At 51.5% G+C, this 17,831-nt stretch carries 16 protein-coding genes; 5 read left to right on the top strand and 11 right to left on the bottom strand.

The genetic code is table 11. From position 1 onward, the window contains the following. Window positions 1-134 precede the first annotated feature (134 nt). The 3 genes from GYMC10_RS03900 to GYMC10_RS03890 all read left to right on the top strand — a co-directional run bounded on the left by GYMC10_RS03900 (window position 135) and on the right by GYMC10_RS03890 (window position 2,745). Window positions 135-1,550 (top strand): NAD-dependent malic enzyme, encoded by a 1,416-nt coding sequence (locus GYMC10_RS03900; protein WP_009590761.1) that lies wholly within the window; start codon window positions 135-137, stop codon window positions 1,548-1,550. Continuing rightward, window positions 1,543-2,148, top strand: coding sequence for a class I SAM-dependent methyltransferase (locus GYMC10_RS03895; protein WP_012818953.1), 606 nt, complete (start codon window positions 1,543-1,545; stop codon window positions 2,146-2,148). Before GYMC10_RS03900 ends, GYMC10_RS03895 begins: the two co-directional genes overlap by 8 nt. Window positions 2,149-2,229: 81 nt before the next feature. Next, window positions 2,230-2,745 carry a DinB family protein gene (locus GYMC10_RS03890; RefSeq protein ID WP_012818952.1) on the top strand — a complete coding sequence of 172 codons (516 nt, stop codon included), beginning with the start codon at window positions 2,230-2,232 and terminating at the stop codon, window positions 2,743-2,745. Window positions 2,746-2,967: 222 nt separating this feature from the next. Here GYMC10_RS03890 and GYMC10_RS03885 read toward each other — a convergent pair whose 3' ends face one another. From GYMC10_RS03885 to GYMC10_RS32435, 5 genes are all read right to left on the bottom strand, one after another. Continuing rightward, entirely contained in the window at window positions 2,968-3,942 is a 975-nt protein-coding gene (locus GYMC10_RS03885; RefSeq protein ID WP_012818951.1) for an anti sigma factor C-terminal domain-containing protein, read from the bottom strand. Between the two features lie 115 nt (window positions 3,943-4,057). Next, entirely contained in the window at window positions 4,058-5,491 is a 1,434-nt protein-coding gene (locus tag GYMC10_RS03880; RefSeq protein WP_012818950.1) for an alanine/glycine:cation symporter family protein, read from the bottom strand. Window positions 5,492-6,028: 537 nt separating this feature from the next. Then, complete coding sequence (locus tag GYMC10_RS32160) at window positions 6,029-6,454, bottom strand: hypothetical protein (RefSeq protein ID WP_144374198.1); 426 nt, start codon at window positions 6,452-6,454, stop codon at window positions 6,029-6,031. A gap of 116 nt (window positions 6,455-6,570) precedes the next feature. Beyond that, window positions 6,571-7,101, bottom strand: a complete 531-nt coding sequence (locus GYMC10_RS31520; RefSeq protein WP_049788666.1) for a hypothetical protein — start codon at window positions 7,099-7,101, stop codon at window positions 6,571-6,573. Window positions 7,102-7,119: 18 nt separating this feature from the next. After that, window positions 7,120-7,293 (bottom strand): hypothetical protein, encoded by a 174-nt coding sequence (locus tag GYMC10_RS32435; RefSeq protein ID WP_187293010.1) that lies wholly within the window; start codon window positions 7,291-7,293, stop codon window positions 7,120-7,122. A gap of 180 nt (window positions 7,294-7,473) precedes the next feature. Between GYMC10_RS32435 and GYMC10_RS03870 the strand changes: the two genes are divergently transcribed. Then, entirely contained in the window at window positions 7,474-8,520 is a 1,047-nt protein-coding gene (locus GYMC10_RS03870; protein ID WP_235201851.1) for a YheC/YheD family protein, read from the top strand. Window positions 8,521-8,716: 196 nt separating this feature from the next. On the opposite strand, the gene GYMC10_RS03865 is transcribed toward GYMC10_RS03870, so the two are convergent. The 6 genes from GYMC10_RS03865 to GYMC10_RS03840 all read right to left on the bottom strand — a co-directional run bounded on the left by GYMC10_RS03865 (window position 8,717) and on the right by GYMC10_RS03840 (window position 14,346). After that, entirely contained in the window at window positions 8,717-9,487 is a 771-nt protein-coding gene (locus GYMC10_RS03865; protein ID WP_012818947.1) for a MerR family transcriptional regulator, read from the bottom strand. Window positions 9,488-9,651: 164 nt separating this feature from the next. Further along, complete coding sequence (locus GYMC10_RS03860) at window positions 9,652-10,425, bottom strand: hypothetical protein (RefSeq protein WP_012818946.1); 774 nt, start codon at window positions 10,423-10,425, stop codon at window positions 9,652-9,654. Window positions 10,426-10,700: 275 nt separating this feature from the next. After that, window positions 10,701-11,369 (bottom strand): hypothetical protein, encoded by a 669-nt coding sequence (locus GYMC10_RS03855; RefSeq protein ID WP_012818945.1) that lies wholly within the window; start codon window positions 11,367-11,369, stop codon window positions 10,701-10,703. Between the two features lie 271 nt (window positions 11,370-11,640). Continuing rightward, window positions 11,641-12,843 carry an acyl-CoA dehydrogenase family protein gene (locus GYMC10_RS03850; RefSeq protein ID WP_012818944.1) on the bottom strand — a complete coding sequence of 401 codons (1,203 nt, stop codon included), beginning with the start codon at window positions 12,841-12,843 and terminating at the stop codon, window positions 11,641-11,643. Between the two features lie 98 nt (window positions 12,844-12,941). Further along, on the bottom strand, window positions 12,942-13,721 hold the full coding sequence (locus GYMC10_RS03845) for an alpha/beta fold hydrolase (protein WP_012818943.1): 780 nt from the start codon (window positions 13,719-13,721) through the stop codon (window positions 12,942-12,944). Window positions 13,722-13,752: 31 nt separating this feature from the next. Continuing rightward, on the bottom strand, window positions 13,753-14,346 hold the full coding sequence (locus GYMC10_RS03840; RefSeq protein WP_012818942.1) for a TetR/AcrR family transcriptional regulator: 594 nt from the start codon (window positions 14,344-14,346) through the stop codon (window positions 13,753-13,755). Window positions 14,347-14,621: 275 nt separating this feature from the next. Here GYMC10_RS03840 and GYMC10_RS03835 point away from each other — a divergent pair, with 275 nt between their 5' ends. Further along, window positions 14,622-17,750 carry a glycoside hydrolase family 2 TIM barrel-domain containing protein gene (locus GYMC10_RS03835; protein ID WP_012818941.1) on the top strand — a complete coding sequence of 1,043 codons (3,129 nt, stop codon included), beginning with the start codon at window positions 14,622-14,624 and terminating at the stop codon, window positions 17,748-17,750. Window positions 17,751-17,831: the final 81 nt, after the last annotated feature.

Below are 17,831 nucleotides of genomic sequence, written 5' to 3'. Positions count from 1 at the left end.
TCTTATATATATCACGGTTTCTTTACGGTGAAACAGGAAATTGACCACTGCTCAGCGAACTATGATAACGTTAACATTTTGCATAACTACATACACTGAGAATGACGAAATCGATCAAACATTTGGAGGTAACAATGGAAAACAACGGACTCGGAGGAAAGAGCATTATCCTCAGACTAGAAATGAATACTCAAGAGATCAAATTCGGTGAAGTTGCATCCGCCATATTTGAAGCCGGGGGAGACATGGTTGCCATCGACGTCATTCAAGCCAGCGGCCACATTACCGTACGCGATATTACCATTACGGTCACCGACAGCGTCGATATCGAAAAAATTACAAATACAGTAAAACATTTAAAAGGCGTTCGGCTCGTCAATGTTTCGGACCGCACTTTCTTGCTGCATCTCGGCGGCAAGATCGAAACCCAGCCCAAAATCCCTATCCAAAACCGCGATGACCTATCTCGCGTCTATACGCCTGATGTGGCCCGCGTATGCTCGGCCATTCAGGAGGATCCGAAAAAAGCCTACACGCTCACGATTAAAAGAAATACGGTGGCCGTTATTTCGGACGGAAGCGCCGTGCTCGGTTTGGGCAATATCGGCCCTTATGCGGCCATGCCGGTCATGGAAGGGAAGTCGATGCTCTTCAAACAGCTGGCCGGCGTAGACTCCTTCCCGATTTGCCTTGACACCCAGGACACCGAAGAGATTATAGCCTGCATCAAAGCGATGGCGCCGGCATTTGGCGGCATTAACCTGGAGGACATTTCCTCTCCGCGCTGCTTCGAGATTGAACAGAGACTGCGCGACGAGCTGGATATCCCCGTATTCCACGATGATCAGCACGGTACGGCGGTCGTTCTGTACGCTGCGCTGATCAACGCCCTGAAAATCGTCGGAAAATCCATCGATAACGTTCGGGTCGTTGTGTGCGGAATCGGGGCTGCCGGGGTGGCATGCAGTAAAATCCTCCTGTCGGCCGGCGTTAAGGACATCATCGGCGTCGACCGCGAAGGTGCGCTGGTTGCTGGAAGAGAATACAGTAATAGTATGTGGCAATGGTATGCTGAGCATACGAACCCGAACAAAGTCGAAGGTTCCCTGCGCCAAGTGATCCAAGGTGCCGACGTGTTCATCGGCCTTTCCGCAGGCGGCCTGCTTCGCCGCGAAGACGTACAAGCCATGGCTGATCAACCGATCGTATTCGCGATGGCCAACCCTACGCCGGAGATCAGACCCGAAGAGGTCGAAGATATTGTGGGCGTCATTGCGACCGGACGTTCGGATTATCCGAACCAGATCAATAACGTCCTCTGCTTCCCGGGTATTTTCCGCGCAGCCCTGGACTGCAGAGCAACTACGATTAATGAGGAAATGAAGCTGGCCGCAGCCGAAGCCATTGCATCCGCCGTATCGGACGAGGAACGCAACCCGTCGTATATCATTCCGAGCGTGTTCAACCAGAACGTCGTAAAGGCCATTCGTGAGCTTGTCGTGAAAGCAGCGGTCAAGACAGGGGTTGCCCGGAGAATTCCGCGTGAATAAGAATTCCCTCATCCGAAAGTTCAATAAACAAGCTCCTATATATGAAAGGAACACCAGGCAGCGCAAACTCGGAGAATGGAGACAGCGACTGCTTCAGGGGGTTGAGGGCAAAGTGCTCGAGGTAGCTGTCGGCGCCGGCGCCAACTTCCCCTTCTATCATCCTGATACGGTGGACGTAACGGCCGTCGATTTTAGTCCCGAGATGTTAACCCGGGCGCGCCAAATGGCATCCGAGCTTGGCATTCGGGCCACTTTCCTGGAACGGGACATCGAGACCCTGGAGCTGCCGGAACGTTCCTACGACTGCGTGGTTTCCACCCTGTCGCTATGCGGCTATGAAGACCCGGTAAAGGCATTGAACAACATCAACCGCTGGGCCAAACCCGGCGGCCGCATTTATTTGCTGGAGCACGGCATGAGCACGAACCGGCTGCTCGGCGCCGTGCAGCATTTCGTCAACCCCGCGGCACGGCGGATATCAGGGTGTCATTATAACCGGGACATGATCGATATCGTGAATGCCTCGGATCTGAACATCGTCAAGACGGAACGCTATTGGAACGGCATCATCCATCTGATCTGGGCCCAAGCAACCTGACCGTTCATACATACATTCATTCGGACCTGGCGGCATAATTTTAACATGAGCTCTTAATCATTGGATATGGAGGAACTTGTTATGAATACAAGGCCTAATGCTAACGAATATTTGCCCCTCGGCGAAAAATACGTATCGCTTGTCCCTGAAGGCCATATTGCCGAGATCTTGCAGCGGCAGCATGACGAGACGTTAAGATCGCTGAGCGATCTGACGGAAGAACAAGCTAATTTCCGCTATGCGGAAGGAAAATGGAGTCTCAAGCAGGTGGTCGGCCATATCGCCGATGTAGAGCGTTTATGGAGCTACCGCATTCTCTACATTGCGCGCGGGGATGCCCGTGAATTTTCAGGGTACGACCGGGAGATTTTTGTTCAGAATTCCCCGTTCGGCCAGCTTCCGTTACGCGAGGCCCTTAAAGATTACGCTGCCGTCAGGCAGTCCACCATTACGCTGGTTGGGAGCTTGACGGAGGAAGCGCTGCTGCGTCAGGGCGCGTTCAACAATTACCCGCTCTCCGCCCGGGCGGCCGCCTATGTCATTGCAGGGCATGAGCTTCATCATATGAATATTTTGCGGGATAAATATTTAACGTAATTGATGAGAGCTGCTTAGCGGCATGGTCTAGTATTACTTATTCTTGAACTAAAAAGGGGCGCCCAAAAGATCTTAGATCTGACGGGTCCCCCTTTTTCTGTTAGGAGACGCTCCCTGTACGAATCGTTCCTCCCATCACTGTTGCCCCCAAATTTTCTCGGAATGGATCATAGCATGGAAGAAATTCGGGGACATATGCAAAGGTTGCCAGCGCAAGCTGGCTTAGCTCCAATTCCATACCTCGATGCGGCCCAAACGGAATCCCCAGAATTCCGACTCCTCCTTCAGCTTCTCCAGCTCCCGCACAGGTCCCGTAACGGTCGCTCCGTAAACTTGAACCCCATTTTTCTTTAAGTAAGCCAGCCGCTGTTTGTCTTCATCCACGCCGTTATATTTGATATTGTTGGTCATCCATTCAACGTCGGCGATCAGCTGCTGCACATCGTCCGATACTCCTGCCTCCAATGAGAAAAAAGTATGCCATGCAGAAAGGAAATGGTTATCGTCAAACTGAAGTCTAGGTCTTAACGTAAGATGGGGGATCGTGTGACCAGCCCCGCTAGAGCTATAAGTACCCAGTTTGATTTCCCTCAGTTCACCAGCATAAACAGCCATATTGGTCGCTCGAACATCATAATCCGACAGGAGCTCCAAAACCTGCTCCGGTGACTTCAACGTTCGAAGCGAGAAGAATAATTCCGCTACGTTGCCGTCCTCCAGTTTCTCTAACTGGTTCATTGCACCATTCGGATGAGAGGAGTCTGTAATCTTCCCACCATCCAGAAGCGCAGAATGCAGAACATAAGGGTCCCTTTCTTCGCGGTTCAGGTAAGGCCCCTGTTCTTCAACGGAATAGGTCAGTTCTCCCCATAACCTCTTCTTCGCGTGAAGCTCTCCGACAATCAGCTGCCATTCCCCCACATCCTTATACACTTTCAGCGATTTCTTCTGTGTGAGGAAGGGCGTCACTTCTACCGAAGACAAGCTGCGTTTATCTACCATAAGTCCACTCTCATGCAATTCAACCGTCGTCATGACAGACCTTATAAATTTATCGTTCAGGTCATTTTTTTCATAGTAAATTTGGACGGCTATATAATACAAGACATAAGTAAGAAACACGGCCAACGCAGCTAATAAAGCATTAAAGAGCAGCGTTGCCCTTGTCCGCCAGGTCATCCGATTAACATGCAGCATTCGTATCTTCTCCCCCTTCTCATTTAGACAACGGTTTGATCCCATAAATGTTACGGTAAAATAAAAAATCGCTACAGCAGCTAGAACAACAGCTACCGTAGCGATTCCGTTTACGTTATTCGATTATGGCGCTTTTCGTGGTTGGGCTGTCTTGTTCATCCCAGCACTCCACATCCTGAAGCCCCTTGATGCTGTCTTTAGTGAAGACCGGATCGAGGCCTGCCCGCTTCTGCTTCAAGTAGTCATTCAGCGCGGCAAAGGCCGTTCGGGATAACAGCGCGATGGCAATGAGATTCACGATTACCATCAATCCCATGAAGAGGTCGGCCAAATCCCACACCAGCTTCACGCTGGTCACCGATCCGAAGATGACCATGGCCAGCACGGAAACCCGATAGATCCATACCCTAACCCGATTCGACTTCAAAAATTCGATGTTGGTTTCCCCGTAGTAATAGTTACCGATCAAGGTACTGAACGCAAACAGGAAAATCATGACTGCCAGGAAGTCGGATGCCCACGCGCCCATCTCCATGGCCAGGGCAGCCTGCGTCAGGGCGATTCCATCAAGGCCGGTCTGCTGGTATGCGCCGGTAAACAGAATAATGAATGCCGTGCTTGTACATATGACCAGCGTATCGGTCAGGACGCCCAGCGCCTGAACCAGTCCCTGCTTCGCCGGATGGCTTGTCGTTGCGGTCGCCGCTGCGTTCGGTGCGCTCCCCATGCCGGCTTCGTTGGAGAACAAGCCTCTTTTGATCCCGTTCATGAGCGCGGCACCGATCGATCCGCCGACGACCTGCTCATAACCGAATGCGCTTTTGACGATTAGCGCAAAAACCTCCGGCAGCTTGGTGATGTTCGCCAATACGATAAACAACGCGGCACCGACATACAGCACAGCCAGAATCACGACGATCAGCTCCGACATTTTGGCAATTCGCTTCACTCCGCCAAAGATGATGGCCGCAAAAACAACCGCCATGATGATTCCGAGGGTTAAACGATCCGTGCCGAAGGAATTCTGGAAAGCAATCGTAATCGTGTTGGATTGAACCGCGTTAAACACAAGACCGAAGGACAAAGTGATCAGGATCGCAAACAGCACGCCCATCCACCGCTTTTTTAAACCTTGCTGCATGTAATAGGCGGGACCTCCGCGGAATCCGCCCGCTCCATCCTTTACCTTATAAATCTGCGCCAATGTGCTCTCAATAAAGCTGGAGGCCGATCCGATGATCGCGATGATCCACATCCAAAATACGGCCCCCGGCCCCCCAAGCGAGATAGCCAGGGCAACGCCGGTAATGTTCCCGGTCCCGACGCGGGCCGCCATGCTGATGGCAAACGCCTGAAACGGGGAAATGCTGCCCTTCGTTTTGCTCTTGGGTTCGCGGATGACCCGGAACATCTCGCCGATCAGGCGAAACTGCAGGAACTTGGTGCCCACCGTAAAATAAAGGCCAAACGCTATCAGCAATACGATAAGCAGTTTAGACCATAGAAAATCGTTAAAGATAGTAACTACCTGCTGTACAATTTGATCCATTCTCTACCCTCACTATATATATGTCATCACCCATGGTGTAGGTTTGTGAAAAATAGCCCATGTTACATCTAACCATTACTCCCCCCTTGGAGACAAGAGGTTAATTGTGGAAGAGGTAGGCAGGGTGAACAGCTCAAGATCCTTCAAGGGATCTCTATAAAAAAAGACCCTCTCCTCCGCGGGTTTAGCGCAGGGAAAGGGTCTTGTCGGTATGACAAGGCTGCTTTGGTCACTGATGATTTTTCTCCCTTCCGCGGAGGCGATCGTGTTCTCCACATTGGTACTCACATAGACAACGGGCGATCCCGCAAATGTTACAATAAAATCAAAAAAATCGTTACAGCAGCTGCAACACGTTGCAACCGTAACGATTCCACATTCATTATATATCATTGCTTATCAGAGGATGGATTGTGTAACATAGGGGACTACTGCCTTTGTATGATGTCAATATTATACAAAGGCAGTGGCGATTCACTTCCTGAATCATTTACCTCCCCTGTAACAAATAGAGGAGTACAATACAGGAGACTCTTATTAAAAAGGAGTATAAGATAGACTGGCGCTGAATGAGAGTTGGGTAATATCAGCTGCCGAGGGATCAGTCTCAGCAAGCGTCCTTACACGAATACCAATCCGATCACCCTCAGCGACCACCAATGATCCCCCAACATTTCTATTCGTTGCGGTACGGAAACCGGTTGGGTTACCAGGTGTAATGACCGTATTCGGAGCTCCGAATCTAACTGAACTAGTCAGCGAAGTTGTCAGGTAAGGTGAAGAACTATGATCAATCCCATTATTAGGAACTGACGGTGCGCGGAATACTGTAAAATCATATTGAAGACCGAGAGTGTTTATAGAAACCTCAGAAGCAACCAATAAATCTACACTTATTTGTAAATCTTGAACGGTACCCGCAAAGGGAATTGGGAAAGCAAAACCACCTGCTTCGGGTGGCATAGTTGATTCTCCAGAAGCGTTAATAACTTCAACCGTGCTACTGCCAAAACCCATTAAAATTGGAGCAGCCGATACTACTTCAGCTCCAACGAGGATGATACCCGTTGAAAATGGAATTAATCCTCCACCTCCTGCTGCACCTGTTGCCCCTGTTGCCCCTGTTGCACCTGTTGCACCTGTTGCACCTGTTGCACCTGTTGCACCCGTTGCCCCCGCAGGTCCTGCTGCACCCGTTGCCCCTGCTGGCCCCGCTGGCCCTGCTGCACCCGTTGCCCCTGCTGGCCCCGCTGGCCCTGCTGGCCCTGCAAGTCCTTCGGGGCCAATTGCTCCTGCAATTCCTGCAAGTCCTGCGGGGCCAATCGCTCCTGCAATTCCTGCAAGTCCTGCGGGGCCAATTGCCCCTGCAATACCTTCAAGTCCTGCGGGGCCAATCGCTCCTGCAATTCCTGCAAGTCCTGCGGGGCCAATCGCTCCTGCAATTCCTGCAAGTCCTGCGGGGCCAATTGCCCCTGCAATACCTTCAAGTCCTGCAGGGCCAATTGCTCCTGCAATCCCTGCAAGGCCTTCGGGTCCAAGTGCTCCTGCGATTCCTGCAAGTCCTGCGGGTCCAAGTGCCCCTGCAAGTCCCTCAGGTCCAGCTTCGCCAATGGCTCCTACAAGTCCTTCTAATCCAGCGGGTCCAAGTGCTCCTGCAAGTCCTGCGGGTCCAGCTGCTGCAATTGCTCCTCCAAGTTCTTGAAGCAGTTGCGGTCCTTGGGGTCCTGGAGGTCCCGGAGGTCCCGGAGGTCCTGGTGGTCCTGGAGGTCCTGGTGGACAATTACACCTTCCCATGGTCTCATCTCCCTGTTATCAAAAGTAATTTATCATATTAAGAGCTTAAAAAGGTAAACACGGCAAATACCTATCAACTGAAAAATAGGCAAATAGAGCACTACAATTGCTGATTTTCTGTTCACCTATGCTCTTGTCCCATAGCATTATGTCTCTGCTGGCATTAGATAATACGAGATATCGAAGTCATGGGAGTGATGAGATTGGAGAATGGCCCTTTAATAGGTATTCTGGTAGCTAAAAGGAACAGCAGAAAAAGAATTTTGGAGCTTTATGAACGTTATCACAATCTAAACCTAAAACTTTACGCCTTTACACCGGCAGATATTCTTTGGGATGAACAACGTATTATTGGACTTAGCCTGAAAAAGGGCATATGGAAACAAAGTTCGTTCCCATTTCCTCATGTTGTCTATAACCGGTGTTTTAACAAAAAATTAATAACCATTCAACGACTAGAGAAGGCGATTGGTAGAAACAAATGTTTCAACAATATCAATTTTTTTAATAAATGGGATCTCCATAACCTATTACAACAGTCAGATCTTAAAGCTTATGTGCCGGACACATTTTTATATAATGAAGTGAATGTATCAGAACTATTAGAGAAATATAAACTACTATACATTAAGCCTTTATACGGATCTAAGGGGAAGTCTGTGTATCGGGTTGAACTAACGGATAATGGAGATATTCACATCTCTTTGCACAGCTTGGCTCCAAGATATATTTGCAGAAAAAACGAAAGCATTCAGGAAAAATTGGATAAACTTCTCGGACTAACGGAATACATGGTTCAGCAAGGGATCCATATGAGTCAATTTGATCATCAGTATTTTGATATCCGGGTCCTTGTTCAAAAAGATATTCTTGGAGAATGGACGGTTTCCATCATTACATGTAGAGTGGCTTATGAACATTACTTTAACACGAGTATGTGTGAAAGCATTTATGAAGTTTCAGAAATTCTTCCGCGATTATTTTTGCCGGAGAAAATGAATAAAATCCTCCGATCTCTGTATGAGGTAAGTGTAGCGGCCGCACATGAAGCAGACATTCATATGGGTTCATTGGGAGAATTGAGTGTCGATTTTGTGTTAGACGAGCAAAGAGAGTTATGGATTATTGAACTTAACGGAAAACCCCAAAAAAATATATACAAAGACCTTAAAAGTATTAAACGCAAAATTTATAGTAGACCATTGGAATATGCTTATTATCTCTCTCAACCTTGAGAAATAATAAGTCTCTGTGAAATGCGCAATAAAATCTATCTGAAATACGAGGTCGTACCATCATCAGTTTCCTCTGCTCTAAAGACAACTTGGCATGAAATGCTCAAGAAATTCCAAATGAAAAAGCCCTTCCGAAGCGGATTAACCGCAGGAAGGGCTTTTACAAAAAATATGATAATCCTCTATTCATCCCTGTTTATGACGAGGGATTCATACCTGTGTAGATGAGAATCGCATCGCGGAGGAACTTGGCGGTTCCAGGCTGCTTCTCGTCATAATGGGCGGTAAACCGCTCATCGTCAACATACATCTGGGCTAGGCCGGCATGGGCTTCTTTGCTGTATTCATTCCAATAAAAGGTGAGCCAACGCTTGTGAAGATCGGCCGCCTTCTGGGCCAGCTCGCCGGCAGGATCGCCCTGCTTAAACGCTTCGGCCAGCGTTTCGTACAGCTCCTCCGCCAGACGCGTTACTTCATCATGCTGCGCTTGCGTCATATTTTTCAGCTTGGCATTGGATTGATTTACAGTTTCGTCGCCATACTTTTCGCGAATTTCCTTACCGTATTTCTTCTCGTTATCATCAATCAGCTTCTGCTTGAATCCTTCGAATTTCTCTTGGTCACTCATCGTTTTTCTCCCTTCGGCGGAGGCTATCGTGTTCTCCACATTGGTAATCAGCAAATCCAGTTGCCTTCTCTTGTCTAGGAGCTGCGCATGGTGTTCCTGGAGCGCCTTGGTCCGATTGAAGGATGGTGAGGTCATAATCTCTTTGATACCGTCCAATTGCAGCCCAAGCTCCCGGTAAAACAAGATCTGCTGCAATTGATCGACCTCCTCCTGCCCGTAAATCCGATACCCCGACGAGTTGATTCTGGCCGGCTTCAGAATCCCGATCTCATCGTAATAACGGAGGGTTCGCGTGCTTATTCCCGCCAACTTCCCAAGCTTCTGCACCGTGTATTCCATGGTTTCACCTCCTGACAAACTCAATGTACACCTTTACGTAACGTTAAGGTCAACACTTTGTGAGAAAAAAAATGATGACTTTCTTATATATAAAAAAAGAAACTGAATGTATTCTTAATAGAATACCATCCAGTCTCTTCAGCAATCCAATCTCGATTCAATCGTTATTCCGTATCCTCATCCGTTTCTCCCGCAGCCGCAGTCGACTTATCAGCGTCCGTATGCTTCTCGTTCACCCATTGCTTCAAGGGCTCGGTCATTTGATCTTTCAGCTTCTGAATCAGTTGATCCTCCGTCATTCCCTTCGCCGCCGCGATCTCGGCCAACGATTGTCCTTCTTCCATTCCGGCCTTCAGCTCGTCCTCCGACACTCCGAGCAATGCCGCGATTTCTTCCGGATTGCCGAATTTGCCGAACCCTCGTCCTCCTTTGCCATGACCTTTCCCCAAACCGGCGTCGCTGCTCTCTACGATTTGGGTAAGACGATCGCTCAGACCCTCGTTCCACTCGGCTGCTTGAGTTTCCGTAATGCCGCCCTCACTCAAAAGCTCCTCGATCTTGACGGTTTCCAGCTCGATCAGCTTCTGAACAAACGCGGATTGGGCCATTCCCTTGCCTTCGGCAATTTCGGCAAACGTGCTGCCCGCTTCAAGCGCCGTCCGGATATCGGCCTCCGTCAGCCCAAGGATTTCGGCCGTTTCCTTCACGATGCTGCCGCCCCGAGGTCCGCCCGCCTTATGACCCATCCACTTCCCTTCCCGGTTCTTCGCTGCATCCGAAGCCGTTGTGTCCGTTCCCGTCTGACCGTCCTGAGCTGCCGCGGCTGCCGTATCCGTGCTCGCCGCGGCAATGGTTTTGTTCTGAAGATACCCGGCTCCCCCCAGCACGATCGCTGCCGCCATACTGCTTACTAATACTTTTTTGCTTATCGGATTCATCGTCATCTCTCCTTCTAGGATCATGGTTTGTCTTGCTATTTGAAGTATAGGGACGGAATCTGAAAGCAGTCTTAGGGGAAGGTTATGCCAGGGTTAGGCTAAGCTGAAGGTTTGCTGAATGTGGCGCTATGCCAATCGGCTTACGTACATCATGAAGCTGCGGGGTACATCCAGATGCTAGTCGGAAATGGGTGCGGGAGCTAAACAAGCGAAAGAAGGCGGGACATGCCAAAAAACCGCGCACATCTGGATGGCGAGCGCGGTGTCAGCAGGAACTAGCGAAAAGACAACGTACGGGCGGAGGCCAGCTTGCGTACCGTCAGCCACAGGGACAAGAGGAGCAGCAGCTCGAACACGTTCGTGGCAGCCGAGCTTTCGATTGGGATCGGTATGGCGCTCCCGGCAGCCATCAGCACCGTGCCGATGAACAGCAGCGGCGTCTTTTTTCTCCGCCATACGATAATGCCTGCCGTCAGCAGCGGGATCAAAATCAGGATCACCATGAGCGGCGGCCCCCCGGATTCGGACGAAACGTAACGCAGCGCTCCGTACTCCATGGATGGTTGGAGCTTGAGCGGCAAGGTCTCCGTCACCACCTCGAGCACGATCAGCGCTGCGGTGAAAAGCCAGGCCCCCCATGCGGCGGCCGGCCTGCTGGCCCAAGGGCTTCCGGCCTTGCGTATCAGGTCGAACGACACGAGCACAAGCAGCGGCGTGGCCAACGCATGCACCCAGAAACGCGCAACGTTAAGCCCCTCCAGCAGATCTCCTTCCCCCATGTATTTCCCGATGCCGATCACGCCGTTATCCCAGACCAGTCCGGCCGTTACGATCAGCAGCAAGTACCGAAGCCCCGGTGACGCATCCCGCCTCAGCAGCACGCACCCATACAGAAACAGCACGGCATATATAACGGCCAAGCCCAAATACAGCACAGAATCCATGGTTACATATCTCCTTTCAACCTAATTCCTCATGAGCGAATTTCGATCGACTCATATAGTCGTACTGATAGGTTTTATACCCGTTAGCCCGCCATCCTAACCTAAGTGTATGTATATGAAGCAGAGGCTGCAGAAGATGCCGCGATTATGTAATGGAGCCGCAAGAAGGAATGTCCGGCACGCGAAGCGCAAAAAAAACCGCCGGAGCCAGCTCTCCCGCGGTTTCTATCCTTATTTCCTGCTAAGTGGCCTATTCTCTCGTCCGATCAGATCAAGGCTCCTGCTTTTCCTTCTCCTCCGCTTCCGAAAGGGCCCGTTTGGCCAAATTCGTCAGCACGACATCATCCATCGGCGGATTATGAAGACCTGCCCGGACATCCCGGTACATACGCTCCAACGGGAGCTTCCGGGAGAGACTCAATCCCCCAACGATCCGCATGGCCTGATCGACAATCCGGACCGTCGCATTGGTCACGACGTACTTGGCAAGCCCAAGCTCGGGTTTGAGCGCGGCGCGGTTCTCCGCTTCCTTGTCCCAGCGGTCGGCGGTTTGGTACAGGTAACTGCGGGCCGTCAGCAGGTCCACTTCGATTTGGGCGATCTGCCTTTGGACATTCGGCAATTCGGCAATGGGCACCGTCAAGGAGTTCGGTTGATGACGACGGGCAAAATCGATGGCAAAATTCCGCGCGGCATAAGCAATCCCCATATAACATGCCGGAATATGAAGCAGAATGCCTTCCGTAGGCACGGGAAACTCAGGCTTCTCATAATCGGGTCCCCGAATGACTTCCGTGTCCGGCACGAATACGTCCTCCAGAATCACGTCATGGCTTCCCGTTGCCCGCATGCCCATCGTATTCCAGGTCTCTTCAACCTTGACCCCGGGCCCGCTGCGAACGAGGAACGCGCCGACCTTCTCGCTATGCTCGATTCCGGCCGTAACCACGAATTGCTTCAAGATCGGGCTTAACGTGCTGAAGGTTTTGCGTCCGGTGATGCGCCAGCCGCCCGACACCCGCCGTGCCGTCGTCTCCGGCCTTCCGCCCCGGCTGGGGCTCCCCGTCGCAGGCTCGCTCGCCAGCTCATTAATGACCGTGCCTTCTGCTACAACGTCTCTGCACAATCTCTCAAATAACGGCTCCGGCCAAGCCCCGGAAAGGCGCAGCTGCAGTATCTGCCCGATATGCCAGCCTACGGCCAGCGCCGTAGACCCGTCTCCTCGGGCGAGCCGTTCCTGGGCAAGCACCATTTCGTATACGGAGGCTTCTTCTCCTCCAAAGGCTGCCGGAACGGTCAGCTTCAGATAACCGGACTCCTTCAAATCATCAAAATTCTCGAACGGAAACGATCCCTCCAGATCGTGCTGAGGTGCTCTTTCCGCGAATATCGCTCCCAGCTTGTCGGCCCGGGCCGCGATCACCGCTTCGCGTTCATTACGTATGAATGGATCTGTGGAACCGAATCGATTCAAGTTCGTCCCCTCCTTGATAACCCTTGTATTCCGATGGATATATGCCTAAAATTGTAGCAACCCTGTTTTGGGGTGTCAATGAAAGTGCTCGAATACCGCTAAATCGCGTGTTCCGACAGAAATGAAGCGATCGCCTCGTTCACCTCGTCGGGGTTATCCAAATTCGTTGCGTGATGAGCGTTTCGGATGATTTTCAATTGCGCGTTCGCTATTTGTTCCTGCATGTATGCCTGCTGCCTTCGGATCATCGTGTCGCTTTCGCCTTGAAGCAGCAATACCGGACACTGGATTTTGTGCAGATCATGCGTGCTGTCCATTCGGGTCACCGCATCCCATATCCGAATCCAATCGGAATGAGCAATGGAGCCAAAAGCTTGCTCAATATAGGCTTGATTGCTCTTATTAAATTTGGATAACATCCTGCCTTGTATTTTTCCGGATAAGGACATCGGCATCAGATAACTTGTTAAACGGTTTACCGGCACGAACATGCGCTCGAACCAATTAAACGCATTCGTGAACGGCGTGCCGATCAGTACCAGGGCCGCAACCTTCTCCGGATAGCGAACGGCAGTCTGCAGCGAAATATGACCGCCCAGGGACAGCCCGCAAAGCGTCGCTTGTTCAATGCCGAGTTCGCTTAGCAAATCCGCCAAATCCCTGCTGAAATCCTCCGAATCCACCTTGCCATGCGGCAAGGAAGAGGAGCCATGCCCCCGGATATCCCACACCACGGTTTGATACCGACGGGAGAAGGCATCGACTTGAGGCCGCCACTGTTTATGATTCCAGGAAGCTCCGTGCGTAAATACCAGCGGCTTCCCTTCTCCCTTCACTTCATAATACAAATCGACTTCCCTTCCTTTGTAAACCGGCATAGCCCTCCACCTCTCCATAATAAAATGGGCATTATTCCGTACCGCCTTGAACGAGCGAGGCGAATATGACCTGAAAGCACTCGTCAAACAGTTCGTCCAAGCTTCGGTCCGACTCTTTGATCCAGATCAGCATGGCGCCGCTGATCGCGGCTTGCAGCACCCGGCTGACCCGTGCCACGTCACATGGCACGATCTCGTTATTCGTGATCGCCTGATCCAGCATCTTTCGGGTAAACTCATCGATCAGCTGCAGCCGGTACCGGGTCTTCTCTAACAAATCCGGATCATTCGTCCCTTCCAGATAGAAGGAGGTGTGGTTGGCCAATTCCACAGGATCCTTCATATGCGAGACGGCATCCCTGAACACCGTCTTAAGCGCCTCGATTTGGGATTGGCCGGACAAACTCGCATCATGGAAGGCTTGCTTGGTTAATTGAATGACATAATCGCTGTAGGCCAGGAGCAGATTCTTCTTCGAGCCGAATCGCTTCATTAAGGCTGCCGGCGAGATGTTCATTTCATGCGTGATGTCGGTTAAGGCTAACTGGCCGTACCCTTTTTTGCATAGTGCCCGGTAGACGCCGTGGAAGATCACCTCATCTTGAAATTCGCGAGGTCTTACCATGCACGTTCCTCCCATCGTTAGTGAATGATCATTTACTAACTATTATTTCATAAACGTTATTCCATGTAAATGTAATATTGGTCATGTTGATGGCGCTGGACATAACTGGCGGCTTCCCTGGCAGCAAGATATGCAAATGACCATCTAAGTGATCGAAATTTCGCTGTTTTGTTGATCGTTTGATAGAAATAGCGCAACTTCCTTATACTCTTGGGCGGAATTAACCTCTATACTGTCAGTAGAAGGAAACCATAATCTAGGAGGAGCTGAGCACATTGCGTACCAAATTCATTTACCAGGCACCTGCAAACGGTTATCCCGAATGGAATAATAATCCGAATATTTTTCAGTTGAACCGTCACAAGGCCCATGCTTACATGATGAATTTTCCGACGGAGTCCGAGGCGCTGAGCCTTGACCACGCCATGTCCCCCTGGTATCAGTCATTGAACGGGACCTGGAAATTCGCTTTCGCCAAAACGCCTGAAGAGCGCATCCAAAATTTCTACGAGGCCGATTACGATTCCGAGAGCTGGGCCGATCTTCCCGTCCCTTCCCATTGGCAGCTTCAAGGCTATGACTATCCTCAATATACGAATGTAAGATACCCCTGGGCCGAATCGGAGCCTGAATTGAAAGCCCCCTTCGCACCGACCCGATACAATCCCGTGGGCTCCTACATCCGTGAATTCACGGTACCTGACACATGGAAGGAACAACCCGTTTATATTAGCTTCCAAGGTGTTGAATCCGCTTTCTATGTATGGGTGAACGGCGAGATGGTCGGGTATAGCGAGGATACTTTTACGCCGGCCGAGTTCGACCTTACCCCCTATCTGGTTGAGGGCAAGAACAAATTGGCCGTTGAAGTATACCGATGGTGCGACGCGAGCTGGCTTGAGGATCAGGATTTTTGGAGGCTTAGCGGGATCTTCCGCGAGGTCTATCTCTATTCGGTCCCTGCCGTCCATATCTCCGATTTCTTCGTACGCCCGGTTCTTGATGACGAGTACCGGCATGCCGAGCTGCAAATCGATGCAGCCGTCACGAATTATTATAACGAGACCATCGACAAGGACACGCTCCAGTTGGAGGCGCTTCTCTACGATCAGGACCGGCAGCTGGTCCAGAAACAAACACTCACCATTGCGGATTACATCATTGACGAGGGCAGTTTTACCCTGAGCATGAACGTCCCCGAACCCGAGAAATGGAGCGCGGAATCGCCTTATTTATACACCGTTGTCTTGGCATTGAAGAATACGGACGGAGCTTGCCGCGGAGCCGTAAGCTGCCGCACGGGATTCCGCCGCTTCGAGCTGAAGGACGGGCTGATGCGAATCAACGGTCAGCGCATTCTGTTCAAAGGCGTAAACCGGCATGAATTCTCCCCGGATACCGGACGGGCTCTCAGCCGTGAAGACATGATCACCGATATTGAGCTGATGAAGACGCATAACATTAATGCGGTACGGACTTCCCATTACCCGAATCAATCCGTATGGTATGACCTCTGCGATGAATATGGGTTATACGTTATTGATGAAACGAATTTGGAGACGCACGGAACCTGGAGGTATGGGCAGCAGGAGCTGGAAGAAACGGTGCCCGGCAGCAAGCTGGAGTGGCGCGACAACGTATTGGACCGCTGCAATTCGATGTTCCAACGCGACAAGAATCACCCCTCGGTCATCATCTGGTCGCTTGGCAACGAATCGTTCGGAGGCGACAACTTCATTGCGATGCACGATTTTCTGAAGGAAGCCGATCCGTCGCGGCTGGTTCATTACGAGGGAATCTTTCATTACAGGGCGTCCGAAGCGGCCAGCGACATGGAATCCACCATGTATGCAAGGCCGCAGGATGTGGAGAAGTATGCCAACAGCAATCCGGATAAGCCTTATATCATTTGCGAGTACAGTCATGCGATGGGGAATTCCTGCGGCGGGCTTCACCTCTATTGGGAGCTGTTTGAGAAGTACGACATTTTGCAGGGGGCTTTTATATGGGATTGGATCGATCAAGCGATCCTCACCCAAACGGCGGACGGAATACCATATTTGGCGTACGGCGGGGACTTCAACGAAACGCCGCATGACGGCAACTTCAGCGGGAACGGCCTGATCTTCGCGGATCGAACCAAAACCCCCAAGCTGGACGAAGTGAAAAAATGCTACCAGAACGTCAAGTTCGAAAGCCTGGATCCTGCCGCAAGCCGGATTCGGGTCAGCAACCGCTTCTTGTTTACCAGCCTCGATTCGTATCTTGTACAATGGGACGTAACGCTAAACGGCAAAGTCAGCCAATCCGGCACGCTCGAGCTCTCGCTTCAGCCAGGTGAGCAAGCGGAAATTCACGTTCCGTACTCCCCTGTGGAGGACGAAGGAAAAGAAGCGATTCTCACCGTCTCCCTCGTTCGGAAGGAGAGCACCAAGTGGGCGCCTGCAGGACATGAGGAGGCTTGGGAGCAGTTTGTGCTGACGCCGTATATAGCCGAGCAACCCGAAACGGACGCTCTTGCAAACGTGCAGGCTCTGGAAGCTGCCGAGTCGGATGAAGAGCTTATCATCAGGGGTTCCGCCGTCTCGTTGCGTTTCCGCCTTGGCACCGGCGATCTGACATCCTACGCACTGTCCGGCAGGGAATGCCTGCTGGCCCCCGCAAGACCGAATTTCTGGCGGGCCGTCACCGACAACGATCTGGGCAACCGGCTTCCTGAACGCAGCGGCGTGTGGAGAACGGCCCATGATCGGCGAAAGCTGCTGTCTTTGCGCTGGCATGCGGAAGGCCCTGCCGTCGTGGTCTCCAGCCACTATCGGATCGAAACCAATCCCGTATCCAGCCTGACGCTGGAATATCGAATCTATCCGGACGGCACTGTCCGCGTGCATGAAACCTTGATCCCTGGTGCCGGTCTGCCCGACATTCCGGAAGTCGGCATGCTGTTCTTGCTGGATGAAGGACTCGATACGCTCAGCTGGTATGGGCGGGGACCGCATGATAATTATTGGGACCGGAAGACAGGAGCCAAAATCGGCCGATACGAGGGCAAGGTCGCCGATCAGTTCGTCCCTTATCTGAGGCCTCAAGAGTGCGGGAATAAAACGGATGTGCGCTTCGCACTGCTAACCGGGGAGAGTGGCGGGGACGGACTGGAATTCGAGAGTTCCTCCCTCATGGAGGTATGCGCACTGCCGTGGACGCCGGAGGAACTGGAGGGCAGCGACCATGCGTACAAGCTCCCGCCAAGCGATAAAACCGTCCTGCGCATCAATTACAAGCAAATGGGCGTCGGCGGCGACGACAGCTGGGGAGCGCCGATCCATGAAGAATTCACGCTGCCTTCCAACCGCACGTACAGCTTCGGCTTTACGATGGGGGCAGCACGCAGACCTACTCGATAGAACACATGCAAAAAGAGCAGCTTCGTGTTGAAGCTGCTCTTTTTATGTTTCGGCAATTCCATGCCCTCTCACCGCGGATGG

This window comes from Paenibacillus sp. Y412MC10 (assembly GCF_000024685.1).
GTDB lineage: Bacteria > Bacillota > Bacilli > Paenibacillales > Paenibacillaceae > Paenibacillus_AQ > Paenibacillus_AQ lautus_A.
Note: the sequence above shows the minus strand (reverse complement) of the source record. Positions and strands in the feature narration are given on the sequence as shown.